Raw genomic sequence first — 13044 nt, 5'->3', positions numbered from 1 at the left:
GCCCGGGGGAGCGATCAGTCTTCTTCGACGAAGACGTTCTCGCGCTTGCTCTTCACGGAGGGCAGCAGCACGATGATGATCAGGATGGCAGCCACCGCCAGCAGCGAGGCCGACAGGGGACGGGTCACGAACACGCTCCAGTCACCGCGGGACAGCAGCATGGCGCGGCGCAGGTTCTCCTCCATCATCGGGCCCAGGATGAAGCCCAGGAGCAGCGGCGCGGGTTCGCAACCGAGCTTGAGGAAGGTGTAGCCGATCACGCCGAACGCAGCCACCATCCAGATGTCGAAGGTGTTGTTGTTCGTGGAGTACACGCCGATCGCGCAGAACAGCACGATGGCGGGGAACAGCCAGCGATACGGGATCGTCAGCAGCTTGATCCACATGCCGATCAGGGGCAGGTTCAGGATGATCAGCATCAGGTTGCCGATCCACATGGAGGCGATCAGGCCCCAGAACAGCTGCGGGTTGCTGGTCATCACCTGCGGGCCCGGCTGGATGTTGTGGATGGTCATCGCGCCCACCATCAGCGCCATCACGGCGTTGGGCGGGATGCCCAGCGTCAGCAGCGGGATGAAGGAGGTCTGGGCGCCCGCGTTGTTGGCGGACTCGGGGCCGGCCACGCCGCGGATGTTGCCCTTGCCCAGGACGACTTCGCCTTCCTTGAGCTTGATCTTCTTCTCGATCGTGTAGGCCGCGAAGGCCGCCAGCAGCGCGCCGCCGCCCGGCAGGATGCCCAGGACGGAGCCCAGGGTGGTGCCGCGCAGCACGGCGGGCAGCATCATCTTGAAGTCATGGCCGGTGGGGAACAGGCCCTGCACCTTGGCGGTGAAGACTTCGCGGTCTTCCTCCGACTTGGACAGGTTCATGATGATCTCGCCGTAGCCGAACACGCCCATGGCGATGGTGATGAAGCCGATGCCGTCGGTGAGTTCGGGGACGTCGAACGAGAAGCGGGCGACGCCGGAGTTCACGTCGGTGCCGACCAGGCCCATCAGCAGGCCCAGCACGATCATGGCGATGGCCTTGATCAGGGAGCCGGAAGCCAGCACCACGGCGCCGATCAGGCCCAGGATCATCAGCGAGAAGTACTCGGCGGGGCCGAACTTGAAGGCGACCTCGGTCAGGGGCGCGGCGAACGCGGCCAGGATCAGGGTGCCGACGCAGCCGGCGAAGAAGGAGCCCAGGCCGGCGGCAGCCAGCGCGGGACCCGCGCGGCCCTGCCGGGCCATCTGGTAGCCGTCCAGTGTGGTCACCACCGAGGACGACTCACCGGGCAGGTTCACCAGGATGGCGGTGGTGGAGCCGCCGTACTGGGCGCCGTAGTAGATGCCGGCCAGCATGATCAGCGCGGCCAGCGGGGGCAGCGCGTAGGTGGCGGGCAGCAGCATGGCGATGGTGGCCACGGGGCCGACGCCGGGCAGCACGCCGATCAGGGTGCCCAGCAGGCAGCCCACGAAGGCATAGGCCAGGTTCTGCAGCGTGAACGCCGCGCCGAACCCGATCGCGAGGTTGGTAAACAGTTCCATGTCAGTGATGCTTTCAGCCGGCGATGAAGGAAGGCCACACCTGGAATTGCAGCTTCAGCAGCTTGATGAAGGCCAGGTAGCTCAGGATCGCCAGGATGGTGGCGAGGATGGTGATTTCCTTCGGGCGGAAGTGGTCACCGGCCAGGCTGGCGATGAACACCAGCGCAAAGATCGCGACGATCAGGCCCATGGCCGGCACGCCCAGCGAGGGCAGGCCGCCGAGCAGCACGCCGAACGCCAGGTTCGCGCCGATGATGAAGCCCAGGGGCTTCCAGGCGATCGAACCGATCTTCTCGCCGTCCTCGGTGTCGACCACCAGGGACTCGAACAGGATGAACGCACCCAGCAGGCCCAGCACGATCCCCAGCAGCAGGGGGAAGTAGCCGGGGCCCATGCGGGCGCCTTCGCCGATGGTGTACTTGGTGGCGCCCCAAGCGAACGCCCCTCCGACCACCATGAACATGAGGCCGGAGAAGAAATCCTTCTGGCTCTTGATTTTCACGAAACAACTCCTCGATGCGGAATGCAACCGGGGGATTCTGGTGGCAATCCCATCCGCTACCGTTGTGGGTTCCACCTACCGCCCCACCCGGGGAAACCCGCAGGAGCCTGCCGGGGTCAGCGCACCAGGGGCTTGAAGACCCGCAGCCACTTGGGCGCGGGCAGTCCCCAACGTGACTGGATCGCATCGGCGCGCTCGACGATCTGCGCGCGCGTGGGGCGGGCAGGGGTGCGCTGCGCCAGCACCACGGTGTTGCCCTCGCGGGTGGGCTTGAAGGCCCAGACCGCCTCCTCGCCGAACGCCGCGCAGATGCGCGCCAGGCTGCGCTCGTAGCTCGAGGCGCGCCCGAACAGGTTCACGGTCATGCAGCCGTCCTCGGTCAGGAGGTGGCGGCAGTCGGCATAGAAACTTTCGTCGTCGAGCACCGGTGCGGCGGCCTCGTGGTCGTACAGGTCCACCTGGAGGGCGTCGACCCGGCCGGCCCAGTGGTCCGAGGCCGCGACCTCGGCGGCGTCGCCCAGGACCACCGAGAGCCGGGCATCGTCGGCCGGCAGCTTGAACCACAGCCGGCAGGCCGCGACCACCTGCGGATTGAGCTCGATGGCGGTGGTGGCCATGCGCACCTTCTTGCGGCAGAACTTGGTCAGCGAGGCGGCGCCCAGCCCGAGCTGCATGGCATGGCGCTTCGCGGCCGAGGCCGGCTCGACGAACAGCAGCCAGGCCATCATGCGCTGCACGTACTCGAGGTCGATGTCGAACGGCGCGTCCAGCCGCATCGAGCCCTGCACCCAGTCGGTGGCGCCCAGGTGCAGGTAGCGGATGTCGCCGATGTCGGAGAAGCTCACCTCGGGCAGCGAGGCGGCGGGCTTGCGTTTGGCGGGTTTCAAGGTGCCGGGATTATCGCGGCGCCGCCGGCCGGCCCCAGGAGGGCCTGCAGGCGCGGCAAGGCCTGCAGCGCGTTGGCCGTGGTGGCGGCGGCCAGTTCGTCGACCGCCATCCCGCGCAGGCCCGCCAGCACCGCGCCGATAGCGGGCAGCTCGCCCGGCTCGTTGCGGCCCTGGGGCTGGCCGGCGGCGCGCTCCTGCGCGGTGCGGTAAAGCCAGTGCGGCGGGATGTCGGGCGCGTCGGTCTCCAGCACCAGGGCCGACAGCGGCAGCGCGGTCGCCAGCCGCCGCACCTGCAGCGCGCGCTCGTAGGTCAGCGTGCCGCCGAATCCCAGGCGGAACCCCAGGTCCACGAAGGCGCGGGCCTGCTGCCCGCTGCCGTTGAAGGCATGGGCGATGCCCGTCACGCCCTCGCGCCGCAACTCGCGCAGCAGGGCGTCGGCCGACCGGCGCACGTGCAGGATCACCGGCAGCCCGTGGCGGCGCGCCAGCCGCAGCTGCTCGCGGTAGAAGAACTGCTGGCGCGCCGGGTCCAGGCCAGGGACGAAATGGTCCAGGCCGATCTCGCCCACGGCCACCAGGCGCGGGTCGTCCCGGTGCTCGGCGAGGGCGCGGTCCAGGGCCTCGAGGTCGGCCTCGCCGGCCTGGGGCGTGAACAGGGGGTGGATCCCCAGCGCGTAGCTGTCGCCGGTGCGACTGGCCAGCGCGCGCACCGCATCGAAATGCGCCGCCGCCACCGCCGGCAGCACGCAGTGCACCACGCCGGCGCGGGCGGCGCGGGCCCGCACGAGCGCGGCGTCCGGCGCGAACTCCGGCGCGTCGAGGTGGCAGTGGGTGTCGATCCAGGCCGGCATCGGCGGATGATGCCGCAAACGGGTGCAGGCCCTGGCGTTCCGTGATACCGTGCCACCCGGTTCCCCCCGCTTCGCAGGTTGTCGACGAGGTGAAGGATGCGAAGGCCAGCCCTCTACAGCTCCAGCCGCCCAGGCCGTCCGGCACGGGCCGAGGCCGCACCGCCCGCCGACCCCACGGCGGCCGCCGCGGCAGCCGCCGCCATGACGCCCGAGGCCGGGGCGCCCGTCGCCCCGCCGCCGCCCCGCTGGCGCGTGCGCCTGAGGCGCCCCACCTCCCTCGAATGGCTCTGGCTGCTGGTGCTGGTCCTCACCACCCTGCTGGTGTGGGCCTTCACGCTCGGGCCCGCCGTGCCGCAGCGGCGCCTCACGCAGCAGGACATCGACGCCGCCGTCCTCAAGACCCTCTCCAGCCAGCCCCTGCCCTCCGAGTACGCCAAGGCGTACGAGGCGATCCGGCCCTCGGTGGTCCGGGTGGTGGGCTACATCCGCCGCGACCGGCTCAAGCCGGACCACCCCGCGGTCAAGTCGGGCAAGCTCAAGCCGCCCCAGGCCGTGGCCAGCGCGGCGTCGGCCGCCGCCGGCGACGAGGTCGAGTTCGGCGTCGGCACCGGCGTGGTCATCGTCGACAAGGGCCTGATCCTCACCAACCTGCATGTGGTCTCCGGCGCCGACCGCATCGAGGTCACCTTCGCCGACGGCCTGCAGGCCAGCGCCTACGTTCGCAATGTGCAGCCCGAGAACGATCTCGCCGTGCTGCAGGCCAACAAGCTGCCCGACGACCTCTTCGCCGCCACCCTGCGCTCCACCGCCGACCTGCAGCCCGGCGACAAGGTGATGGCGGTGGGCTTTCCCTTCGGCATCGGCCCCTCCGCGTCGGCCGGCGTCGTCTCGGGCCTGCAGCGCGTGTTCCGCTCGCCCGAGGGGCAGCACGACATGCGCAACCTGATCCAGTTCGACGCCGCGGCCAATCCGGGCAATTCGGGCGGCCCCCTGGTCACCATGGACGGCGAGGTCGTGGGCATCGTCACCGCCATCCTCAACCCCACCCCGGCGCGCACCTTCATCGGCATCGGCTTCGCGGTGCCGATCGAGAACGCCGCCAGCGCCGTCGGCCTGCCGCCCTTCTAGATCCCGTCCCCCGCCCCTCCAGGAGACCCCATGCACCACGCCCCCGCCAACGAGGCCACCGCCAAGCTGATGGAACAGATCCTCTATGAGGTCAAGCGCGTCGTCGTCGGCCAGGACCGCTTCCTCGAGCGGGTGATGGTCGCCATCCTGGCGCAGGGGCACCTGCTGGTCGAGGGCGTGCCGGGCCTGGCCAAGACGCTGACGGTGAAGACCCTGGCCAGCACCATCCGCGGCCATTTCCGGCGCATCCAGTTCACGCCCGACCTGGTGCCTTCGGACCTGGTGGGCACGCGCATCTACAACCAGCGAACCGGCGAGTTCAGCACCGCACTGGGCCCGGTCTTCACCAACCTGCTGCTGGCCGACGAGATCAACCGCGCCCCGGCCAAGGTGCAGAGCGCGCTGCTGGAAGTCATGCAGGAGCGGCAGGTCACCATCGCCGGCGACACCCACCGCGTGCCCTCGCCCTTCCTGGTGATGGCCACGCAGAACCCCATCGAGACCGAGGGCACCTACCCGCTGCCCGAGGCGCAGGTGGACCGCTTCATGATGAAGGTGCTGGTGGACTACCCGAGCGACGAGGAGGAGTACGTGATCGTCGAGCGCGTCACCGGGCCGGCGGTGCATGTCTCGCCGGTGGCCACCACCGAGCAGCTCGCCGCGCTGCAGGCCGAGTGCCGCAAGGTCTATGTCGATCCCTCCCTGATCCAGTACGCGGTGAAGCTGGTCTCGGCCACCCGCGACCCAGGCCGGCACGGGCTCAAGGACCTGGCCCGCTTCATCACCTTCGGCGCCAGCCCGCGCGCCACCATCAACCTCACCGAGGGCGCGCGCGCCCTGGCCCTGCTGCGGGGCCGCTCGTACGCCCTGCCCGAGGACATGGTGGACCTGGTGCCCGACACCCTGCGCCACCGCATCGTGCTGTCGTACGAGGCGCTGTCCGAGGGCATGGACTCCGACGCGCTGATCGCCCAGGTCATGGCCAAGATCCCGGTGCCCGCGCGCCCGCTCGAACATGACGACAAGCTCGCCGCCTGAACCGCCGGCCGCGCCGCGCGCCGCCGCCCGCGCCGAGCAGCTGCTGCGCCGGCTCGAGTGGACGGTGATCCGCCGGCTCGACGGCCTGCTCCAGGGCGACTACCGCACCCTGATGCGAGGCACCGGCCTGGACCTGGCCGACCTGCGCGAGTACCAGCACGCCGACGACGTGCGCCACATCGACTGGAACGTGACCGCCCGCACCCAGGTGCCGCATGTGCGCGTGTTCACCGAGGACCGCGAGATGGCCGCCTGGTTCCTGCTGGACCTGAGCCCCTCGGTCGACTTCGGCTCCGGCACGCAGCGCAAGCGCGACGTGGCGCGCGACTTCACCGCCGTCCTGGCCCGCCTGCTCACGCGCCACGGCAACCGCGTCGGCGCCCTGCTCTATGGCCGCGGCGTCGACACCATGATCCCCACCGGCAGCGGCCGCCGCCACGTGCTGCACCTGCTCCACAGCCTCGACGCGCGCCCGCCCGCGCACGATGAAGCCGGCCCCACCCACCTGCGCGAGCTGCTGGAGGCGGGTGCCGCCCTGCTGCGCCGGCGTTCCACGGTGTTCGTCGTCTCCGACTTCATCAGCGAGCCGGGCTGGGAGCGCGCGCTGGGCCTGCTGGCGCGCCGCCACGAGGTGGTGGCCGTGCGCGTGCTCGACCCGCTGGAGCTGGAGATCCCCGACCTGGGCCTGCTCACGCTGCGCGACGCCGAGACTGGCGAGCAGCTGCTGGTGGACACCCACGACCCCGCCTTCCGCAAGCGCTTCGCCCGCATCGCGGCGCAGCGCGAGGCCGAACTGCGCGCGGGCCTGGCCGCCGCCGGGGTGGACACCCTGGAGCTGTCCACCGACGACGACCTGGCCGACGCCCTGGTGCGCTTCGTCGAGCTGCGCCGGCAGCGCGCGCGCCTGTCCGGCGGCTCGCTGCCCACCCACCTGCGGCGCGCCGCCTAGACCCGACAGAACGCCCCGAGAGAGCCGCCATGAACTTCCTCTGGCCCCACCACCTCTGGCTCCTGCTGCTGCTGCCGCTGCTGGTGCTGCTGTACGCCTGGCTCCTGCGGCGGCGCCGCAAGATGGCCGTGCGCTTCGCCTCGCTGGCCATCGTGAAGGAAGCCCTGGGCGCCGGCCCGGGCTGGCGCCGGCACGTGCCGCCGGCGCTGTTCCTGCTGGCGCTGGCCGCCATGCTGCTGGCCGCGGCGCGTCCGGTGGCCGTGGTGACCCTGCCCTCGACGCAGCAGACCATCATCCTGGCCATGGACGTCTCCGGCAGCATGCGCGCCACCGACGTACAGCCCAATCGCCTGGTGGCGGCGCAGAACGCCGCCAAGGCCTTCCTCACCGAGCTGCCGCGGGACGTGAAGGTGGGCATCGTCGCCTTCGCCGGCTCGGCCCAGGTGGCGCAGCTGCCCACCGTGAACCGGGAGGACCTGGTCACCGCGATCGACCGCTTCCAGATGCAGCGCGCCACCGCCACCGGCAACGCGATCGTGGTCTCGCTGGCGACGATCTTCCCCGACGACGGCGCGCTCGACATCCAGGCGATGCAGGGCGGCCGCGACCGCTGGCGCGCGCAGTCGCTCGATACCGAGAAGAAGGAGAAGAAGGAATTCACCCCGGTGCCGCCCGGCTCCTACGGCTCGGCCGCGGTGATCATGCTCACCGACGGCCAGCGCACTACCGGTGTCGACCCGCTGGACGCGGCCAAGCTCGCCGCCGAGCGCGGCGTGCGGGTCTACACCGTCGGCATCGGCACGGTGGACGGCGAGACCATCGGCTTCGAGGGCTGGTCCATGCGGGTGCGGCTCGACGAGGAGACGCTCAAGGCCATCGCCAACAAGACCGCCGCCGAGTACTACTACGCCGGCACCGCGCAGGACCTGAAGAAGGTCTACGAGACCCTCAGCACCCGCCTCACGGTGGAAAAGAAGGAGACCGAGGTCTCGGCGCTGCTGGCGCTGGCCGCGGCCCTGCTCGCCGTGCTGTCGGCGGGCCTGTCGGTGCTGTGGTTCAACCGGATCCTCTGAGCGGCGGGCCCTGCTGACGCGCCGGGACCTGAAGGCGCAGTCCTGCCGCCGCCTTCGCCGCAGCGGCCCTTCCAGCGGGCCGCCCCGAGCCGCCGCCCCTACGCCAGCCGCCCCGCCGCGAGCCGCAGCTGGCGGCCGCAGCGCGCGGCCAGCGCCTCGTCATGCGAGACCAGCACGAAGGCGGTACCGTGCTCGTGGGCGAGCTGCAGCATCAGGTCGAACACCGCGTCGGCGGTGGCGCGGTCGAGGTTGCCGGTGGGCTCGTCGGCCAGCACGCAGTCCGGGCGCGTGACCAGCGCGCGGGCGATGGCCACGCGCTGGCGCTCGCCGCCGGAGAGTTCGGCCGGCCGGTGCCGCACGCGCTGCCCCAGGCCCACCGCCTCCAGCGCCTCGCGGGCGCGGGCGTGGCACACCGCCACCGGCTCGCGGCGGATGCGAAGCGGCATGGCCACGTTGTCCAGCGCGCTGAATTCCGGCAGCAGGTGGTGGAACTGGTAGACGAAACCCAGGTGCCGGTTGCGAAGCCGCCCCTGCTGCGCGGGGCCCAGCCCCCGCAGCGGCCGGCCCAGGAGGTGCACCTCGCCCGCGGTGGGCGCATCCAGCCCCCCGAGCAGGTGCAGCAGCGTGCTCTTGCCCGAGCCGGAGGCGCCGACGATGGCCACCGTCTCGCCGGCCTGCACCGACAGGTCGACCCCGCGCAGGACCTCGACATCGAGCCCGCCCTCGGTGAAACGCTTGGACAGGCCGCGCGCCTGCAGCACCGCGCCGTCGGGGATGAAGTCACTCATAGCGCAGCGCCTCCGCGGGGTTGACGCGGCTGGCGCGCCAGCTCGGGTACAGCGTGGCCGCGAAGGCCAGGACCAAGGAGATCACCGCGATCGGGACGATGTCGGCGGACTGCGGGTCGCTGGGCATGCGGGAGATCAGGTACACGTCACGCGGCAGGAAGCTGGCGCCCAGGGCGCGCTCCAGCGCGGGCACCAGCACGTCGATGTTCAGCGCCACGCCCAGCCCCAGGAGCAGGCCGGCGAGCGTGCCCACCACGCCCACCGTGGCGCCCTGCACCACGAAGATGCCCATGATGCTGGCCGGGCTCGCGCCCAGCGTGCGCAGGATGGCGATGTCGGCGCGCTTGTCGGTGACGGTCATCACCAGCGTGCTCACGAGGTTGAAGGCGGCCACCGCGACGATCAGCGTGAGGATGATGAACATCATGCGTTTCTCCAGCTGCACCGCGGCGAACCAGGTGCGGTTCTGGCGGGTCCAGTCCCGCACCACCACCGGGTCGGTGAAGCCCGCGGCCAGCTGCGCGGCGACCTCGCGGGCCTGGTGCAGGTCCCGCAGGCGCAGGCGCAGGCCGGTCGGGCCCTCCAGGCGGAACAGGCGCTGGGCGTCGTCGAGGTGCATCAGCACCAGGCCGCTGTCGTACTCGTAGTGGCCGGAGTCGAAGGTACCCACCACCGTCATCTGCTTGAGGCGCGGCACCACGCCGGCCGGCGTGACCTGGCCGCCCGGGGCGATCACGGTGACCGCGTCGCCCTCGCGCAGCCCGAGCTGGCGCGCCAGCTCGCTGCCCACCACCACGCCGAACTCGCCCGGCACCAGCCGGCGCAGGGCGGTATCCTGCAGCGTGCGGGCCAGCTCGGTGATCTGCGGCTCCAGCGCCGGGTCGACGCCGCGCACCAGCGTGCCGCGCATGTCCTCGCCGCGCGCCAGCAGCGCCTGGGCCGCCACGAAGGGCGCGGCGGCCACCACCTCGGGATGGCGCCGGGCCTCGGCCTGCGTGCGCGCGAGGTCGGGGATCACGCCGCCGCCGGGGCCGTAGACCTCGATGTGCGAGACCACGCCCAGCATGCGGTCACGCACCTCCTTCTGGAAGCCGTTCATGACCGACAGCACGATGATCAGGGCCGCCACGCCCAGCGCGATGCCGAGCATGGAGACGCCGGAGATGAAGGAGATGAAGCCGTTGCGCCGGGTGGCCCGGCCCGCGCGGGTGTAGCGCCAGCCGAGGAGGAGTTCGTAAGGGGTTCGCATGCGGCGGTGGGGCGGCGTGGGGCGTGTGGCGCGTGGTGGGATGCGGCGGGAGTCCGGCGCAGGTTCTTTTCGCTGGGCCGGATTGTGGCATCCGGGACAATAGGGCCATGTCGGACGCCATCCACCTGCTGATTCCCTTCGCCGTGACCGCCTCGCCGGGCTGCGCGCAGGCCCTGGAGGGCCTGGCCTTGCCCGCGTTGCGGCGGCTGCTGGGGCGCCTGGCGGTGGACCGCGAGGACCTCGGCACCCTGGGCGACCTGTCCATGCCGCACGAGCGCGCCCTGGCCCGGGCCATCGGCCTGCCCGCCACCGACGGCCGCATCCCCTGGGCCGCCTGGCAGCTTCGCAGCGAGGGCCGGGACCCCGGCACCGCGCCCTGGGCCTGGCTGACCCCCTGCCACTGGGAGGTGGGCGCCGACCGCATCACCATGCGCGCGCCGCAGCACCTGCAACTGGGCGAGGCGGAGTCGCGCACGCTGATGGAGGCGATGCAGCCCTACTTCGAGGAGGACGGCATGGCCCTCACCTGGGATGCGCCGGACCGCTGGCTCGCCCAGGGCGAGATGCTCCACGAGCTGGCCTGCGCCAGCCTGGAGCGCGTGGTGGGCGCTGTGGTGGACGACTGGCTGCCGCGCCAGCGCGAGGCGCGCCCGCTGCGCCGGCTGCAGCAGGAGATGCAGATGTTCCTGTACACGCACCCGGCCAACGAGGCGCGCGAGGCGGCGCGCCTGCCCACCGTGAACTCGTTCTGGGTCAGCGGCGCGGGCTCGCTGCCCGAGGACGCGCCGGCGCACATGCCGGCCGGCCTGAAGATGGAAACGCGCCTGCGCGACGCCGCGCTGGACGGCGACTGGACGGCCTGGACCGCGGTCTGGCGCGAGATCGACACGCACGAACTGCCCCGTCTGGCGGCCGCCCTCGACCACGGCCGCCCGGTCACCCTCACGCTGTGCGGCGAACGCGGCTCGCGCACCTGGATCCAACGACACGGCCAGCGCCTGTGGCACCGCGCCACCGCCGGCCTGCGCGCCCCGTCCCTGGCGGCGGCGCTCGACAAGCTATGAAGATCATCGAGAGAGACATTCCCCCGCGCGCCGCCTGGGCGCTGGAGCAGGCCGGCGTGCACCCGCTGCTGGCCCGCCTGTTCGCCGCCCGCGGCGTGACCCACAAGGACGAACTGGACGACGGGCTGGCCCGTCTGCTGCCGCCCGCGGGCCTCAAGGGCGCGCAGGAGGCCGCCCGCCTGCTGGCCGACGCGATCGCCGCCGGCAAGCGCCTGTGCGTGGTGGCCGACTACGACTGCGACGGCGCCACCGCCTGCGCCACGGCCGTGCGCGGGCTGCGCCTGCTCGGCGCGAAGCAGGTCGAGTACCTGGTCCCCGACCGCGTGGTCGACGGCTACGGCCTGACGCCCCCCATCGCCAGGCGGGTGGCCGAGCGCGGCGCCGACCTCCTGATCACCGTGGACAACGGCATCGCCAGCGTCGAGGGCGTGGCCACGGCCAACGCGCTGGGCCTGCAGGTGCTGGTGACCGACCACCACCTGCCCGGCCCGACCCTGCCCGACGCGGCCGTGATCGTGAACCCCAACCAGCCGGGCGACGACTTCGAGAGCAAGTCCATGGCCGGCGTGGGCGTGATGTTCTACGTGCTGCTGGCGCTGCGCGCGGAGCTGCGCGCGCGCGGCGTGTTCGACGCGGCCAGCCAGCCGAAGCTGGACGCGCTGCTGCCGATCGTGGCGCTGGGCACGGTCGCCGACGTGGTCAGGCTGGACGCCAACAACCGCCGCCTCGTCGCCCAGGGGCTGCGCCGCATCCGCGCCGGGCAGATGCCCGCCGGCATCGCCGCCCTGTTCAATGCGGCGGGCCGCAAGGCGCCGGTGGCCACCACCTTCGATTTCGGCTTCGCCCTGGGCCCGCGCATCAATGCCGCGGGCCGCCTGGCCGACATGACCCTGGGCATCGAGTGCCTGCTCACGGACGATGCCACCCGCGCCGACGAACTCGCGCGCACGCTGGACGGCATCAACCGCGAGCGCCGCGAGATCGAGGGCGGCATGCGCGAGCAGGCGATGGAGGTGGCGATGTCCCTGTTCGACGAGGGCGAGGAGCCGCCGCCGGCGATCTGCGTCTTCGACCCCGACTTCCACGAGGGCGTGGTGGGCATCGTGGCCTCGCGCCTGAAGGACCGCATGCACCGGCCGACCTTCGTCTTCGCCGCCAGCGCGGCGCCGGGCAAGGAGCACGAGCTCAAGGGCTCGGGCCGCTCCATCCCCGGCTTCCACCTGCGCGACGCACTGGACCTGGTGGCCAAGCGCCACCCCGGCGTGCTGGTGAAGTTCGGCGGCCATGCGATGGCAGCCGGCTGCACCGTGGCCGAGGAACATTTCGACACCTTCGAGCAGGCCCTGAACCAGGTGGCCGCCGAGTGGCTGGATGCCGCCACGCTGCAGCGCCGGCTGGAGACCGACGGCCCGCTCGCGCCCGAGTACCGCCGCACCGACCTGGTGGACACGCTGCACCAGGAGGTGTGGGGCCAGGGCTTCGCGCCGCCGGTGTTCAGCGAGGAAGTGGAGGTGCTGTCGCAGCGGCTGGTGGGCGAAAAGCACCTGGCGCTGAAGCTGCGGCACCAGGGCCAGCCGGTGGACGGCATCTGGTTCAGCCACACCGAGCCGCTGCCGCCGCGCGTGAAGCTGGCCTTCCGGCTCGACGCGGACGAATGGCAGGGGCAGCGGAAGGTGCGCTTCCTCGTCGAGGGCGCGGAGTTCTAGGGCCGGGCCGACACCTGCCGCCGGCAGGAGGCGATGGTCGACTTGGGGACGTAGGCCAGGCAGTCGTTGAAGGCGACCTGCGTCACCTGCAGCTCGAGCCGCCGCGCCGCGGCGCGGTCCACCTGGTGGCTGCACAGGACCCAGAAGGCCAGGCCCTCGGCGACGATGAGGGTGGTGGCGGTGGTCCAGAACAGGGGGCGCAGGCCCCGGGCGGCGCGGGTCGACATGGTGATTCTTCAGGGAGCCCGTGGATCCTAGGCAGCGCGACCGGACGCGGCTG

The 13044-nt window shown here is 71.9% G+C and carries 13 protein-coding genes; 6 read left to right on the top strand and 7 right to left on the bottom strand.

The features are described from left to right. Positions 1 to 14 precede the first annotated feature (14 nt). The 4 genes from ACT80S_RS14510 to ACT80S_RS14495 all read right to left on the bottom strand — a co-directional run bounded on the left by ACT80S_RS14510 (position 15) and on the right by ACT80S_RS14495 (position 3769). Positions 15 to 1529 carry a tripartite tricarboxylate transporter permease gene (locus tag ACT80S_RS14510; RefSeq protein WP_377416993.1) on the bottom strand — a complete coding sequence of 505 codons (1515 nt, stop codon included), beginning with the start codon at positions 1527 to 1529 and terminating at the stop codon, positions 15 to 17. A 13-nt stretch (positions 1530 to 1542) separates the two neighbouring features. Beyond that, positions 1543 to 2031: a tripartite tricarboxylate transporter TctB family protein gene (locus ACT80S_RS14505; RefSeq protein WP_377416991.1), complete on the bottom strand. Its 489-nt coding sequence runs from the start codon at positions 2029 to 2031 to the stop codon at positions 1543 to 1545. Positions 2032 to 2147: 116 nt separating this feature from the next. Then, complete coding sequence (locus ACT80S_RS14500) at positions 2148 to 2918, bottom strand: spermidine synthase (RefSeq protein WP_377416988.1); 771 nt, start codon at positions 2916 to 2918, stop codon at positions 2148 to 2150. Continuing rightward, positions 2915 to 3769 carry a TatD family hydrolase gene (locus ACT80S_RS14495; protein ID WP_377416986.1) on the bottom strand — a complete coding sequence of 285 codons (855 nt, stop codon included), beginning with the start codon at positions 3767 to 3769 and terminating at the stop codon, positions 2915 to 2917. The genes ACT80S_RS14500 and ACT80S_RS14495 overlap by 4 nt, the downstream gene beginning before the upstream one ends. A gap of 96 nt (positions 3770 to 3865) precedes the next feature. Here ACT80S_RS14495 and ACT80S_RS14490 point away from each other — a divergent pair, with 96 nt between their 5' ends. Genes ACT80S_RS14490 through ACT80S_RS14475 form a run of 4 tightly spaced genes read left to right on the top strand, consistent with a single transcriptional unit; the run spans position 3866 to position 7957 of the window. Beyond that, positions 3866 to 4897 carry a S1C family serine protease gene (locus ACT80S_RS14490; RefSeq protein WP_377416984.1) on the top strand — a complete coding sequence of 344 codons (1032 nt, stop codon included), beginning with the start codon at positions 3866 to 3868 and terminating at the stop codon, positions 4895 to 4897. Positions 4898 to 4927: 30 nt separating this feature from the next. Next, positions 4928 to 5935 (top strand): AAA family ATPase, encoded by a 1008-nt coding sequence (locus tag ACT80S_RS14485; protein WP_377416982.1) that lies wholly within the window; start codon positions 4928 to 4930, stop codon positions 5933 to 5935. Continuing rightward, entirely contained in the window at positions 5913 to 6884 is a 972-nt protein-coding gene (locus ACT80S_RS14480) for a DUF58 domain-containing protein (protein ID WP_377416980.1), read from the top strand. Before ACT80S_RS14485 ends, ACT80S_RS14480 begins: the two co-directional genes overlap by 23 nt. A gap of 29 nt (positions 6885 to 6913) precedes the next feature. Next, positions 6914 to 7957, top strand: coding sequence for a VWA domain-containing protein (locus ACT80S_RS14475; RefSeq protein ID WP_377416978.1), 1044 nt, complete (start codon positions 6914 to 6916; stop codon positions 7955 to 7957). A 98-nt stretch (positions 7958 to 8055) separates the two neighbouring features. Here the strand turns inward: ACT80S_RS14475 and lolD are convergent, their stop codons facing one another. Together lolD and ACT80S_RS14465 are read right to left on the bottom strand one after the other, a co-directional pair. Beyond that, positions 8056 to 8745 (bottom strand): lipoprotein-releasing ABC transporter ATP-binding protein LolD, encoded by a 690-nt coding sequence (gene lolD, locus ACT80S_RS14470; protein ID WP_377416976.1) that lies wholly within the window; start codon positions 8743 to 8745, stop codon positions 8056 to 8058. Beyond that, positions 8738 to 9994 (bottom strand): lipoprotein-releasing ABC transporter permease subunit, encoded by a 1257-nt coding sequence (locus tag ACT80S_RS14465; protein ID WP_377416974.1) that lies wholly within the window; start codon positions 9992 to 9994, stop codon positions 8738 to 8740. Before ACT80S_RS14465 ends, lolD begins: the two co-directional genes overlap by 8 nt. 107 nt (positions 9995 to 10101) lie before the next feature. Here ACT80S_RS14465 and ACT80S_RS14460 point away from each other — a divergent pair, with 107 nt between their 5' ends. Beyond that, a complete protein-coding gene (locus ACT80S_RS14460) occupies positions 10102 to 11058 on the top strand; it encodes a phosphoglycerate mutase (RefSeq protein ID WP_377416972.1) in 957 nt (318 codons plus the stop codon). Continuing rightward, positions 11055 to 12764, top strand: a complete 1710-nt coding sequence (gene recJ, locus ACT80S_RS14455; protein ID WP_377416970.1) for a single-stranded-DNA-specific exonuclease RecJ — start codon at positions 11055 to 11057, stop codon at positions 12762 to 12764. Before ACT80S_RS14460 ends, recJ begins: the two co-directional genes overlap by 4 nt. Here the strand turns inward: recJ and ACT80S_RS14450 are convergent. Further along, the gene (locus ACT80S_RS14450; protein ID WP_377416968.1) at positions 12761 to 12991 is read right to left on the bottom strand and encodes a hypothetical protein; all 231 of its coding nucleotides are present in this window, start codon (positions 12989 to 12991) and stop codon (positions 12761 to 12763) included. The genes recJ and ACT80S_RS14450 overlap by 4 nt on opposite strands. Between the last annotated feature and the right edge of the window lie 53 nt (positions 12992 to 13044).

The sequence above is a fragment of the Ramlibacter sp. MAHUQ-53 genome (assembly GCF_052600055.1).
Note: the sequence above shows the minus strand (reverse complement) of the source record. Positions and strands in the feature narration are given on the sequence as shown.

What these genes read in the sequence shown, in the direction of transcription:
- ACT80S_RS14460 (WP_377416972.1), top strand. Translation starts at nt 10,102, where the DNA reads ATGTCGGACGCCATCCACCTGCTGATTCCCTTCGCCGTGACCGCCTCG.
- lolD (WP_377416976.1), bottom strand. Translation starts at nt 8,745, where the DNA reads ATGAGTGACTTCATCCCCGACGGCGCGGTGCTGCAGGCGCGCGGCCTG.
- ACT80S_RS14480 (WP_377416980.1), top strand. Translation starts at nt 5,913, where the DNA reads ATGACGACAAGCTCGCCGCCTGAACCGCCGGCCGCGCCGCGCGCCGCC.
- ACT80S_RS14490 (WP_377416984.1), top strand. Translation starts at nt 3,866, where the DNA reads ATGCGAAGGCCAGCCCTCTACAGCTCCAGCCGCCCAGGCCGTCCGGCA.
- recJ (WP_377416970.1), top strand. Translation starts at nt 11,055, where the DNA reads ATGAAGATCATCGAGAGAGACATTCCCCCGCGCGCCGCCTGGGCGCTG.
- ACT80S_RS14485 (WP_377416982.1), top strand. Translation starts at nt 4,928, where the DNA reads ATGCACCACGCCCCCGCCAACGAGGCCACCGCCAAGCTGATGGAACAG.
- ACT80S_RS14510 (WP_377416993.1), bottom strand. Translation starts at nt 1,529, where the DNA reads ATGGAACTGTTTACCAACCTCGCGATCGGGTTCGGCGCGGCGTTCACG.
- ACT80S_RS14465 (WP_377416974.1), bottom strand. Translation starts at nt 9,994, where the DNA reads ATGCGAACCCCTTACGAACTCCTCCTCGGCTGGCGCTACACCCGCGCG.
- ACT80S_RS14450 (WP_377416968.1), bottom strand. Translation starts at nt 12,991, where the DNA reads ATGTCGACCCGCGCCGCCCGGGGCCTGCGCCCCCTGTTCTGGACCACC.
- ACT80S_RS14475 (WP_377416978.1), top strand. Translation starts at nt 6,914, where the DNA reads ATGAACTTCCTCTGGCCCCACCACCTCTGGCTCCTGCTGCTGCTGCCG.
- ACT80S_RS14495 (WP_377416986.1), bottom strand. Translation starts at nt 3,769, where the DNA reads ATGCCGGCCTGGATCGACACCCACTGCCACCTCGACGCGCCGGAGTTC.